Genomic DNA, 699 nt, shown 5'->3' on the forward strand with positions numbered 1-699 from the left:
CTACCGGCAGCGCTCGAAGCCGACACGGTCTGCAAGCAGGGCTACAAGGGCAACAAGCGCTACATTCGTGCCGTCATCACCAAGACCTCCGGCACCTCGATTGCCGCGGGTGCGATCTTTGCGCTCGGCCATCCCCACGACGCGCCAGTTGTCTGATCGGCCAAGGCGGCCAGACGGCTAGCAACGCTGCCCTTCTTGCCGCCCATCAATCGTCCGAAACCTAGTCGCTTCTCTCTCTTATATGGACCTGAAACCGTGCTCACACCTGTCCGTATCGTCGCCCCGGCCAACATGCCGGTGTCGCTCAGCGAAGCCAAAGCCCATCTGCGTGTTGATCATGATGACCAGGACGATTTGATCATTGCCCAGATCAGGGCGGCGACCGCCTGGCTCGACGGCTGGTCCGGCATTCTCGGGCGGGCGCTGGTGACGCAAACCTGGCGGCAGGATTTTGTCGGCTTTGCCGATCACCTGCCATTGCCGCTGGCGCCGGTGACCGCGATCGACAGCGTCAGCTACTTCGACGGCGACAATGTGCAGCAGACATTGGACACCGGCGTCTACGATCTGTTTGCCGACGCGCGCGGTGCCTATGTCACCCGGCGGTCAGGCCAATCCTGGCCGGCTACCTTCCGTCGCGCGGATGCCGTCTCGATCATCTTCACCGCCGGCTATGGCGCGGCGGCCGACGTGCCGGAG

The 699-nt window shown here is 63.5% G+C and carries 1 protein-coding gene; it reads left to right on the forward strand.

Annotated features, from left to right (window positions below):
* Positions 1-255: 255 nt before the first annotated feature.
* A partial coding sequence (locus ACFO1V_RS09380) for a head-tail connector protein (RefSeq protein ID WP_380075082.1) occupies positions 256-699 on the forward strand: 444 nt, incomplete at its 3' end.

Origin of the sequence: Daeguia caeni (assembly GCF_042653845.1) — a bacterium.
In the GTDB taxonomy this organism is placed as follows: Bacteria; Pseudomonadota; Alphaproteobacteria; order Rhizobiales; family Rhizobiaceae; genus Brucella; species Brucella caeni.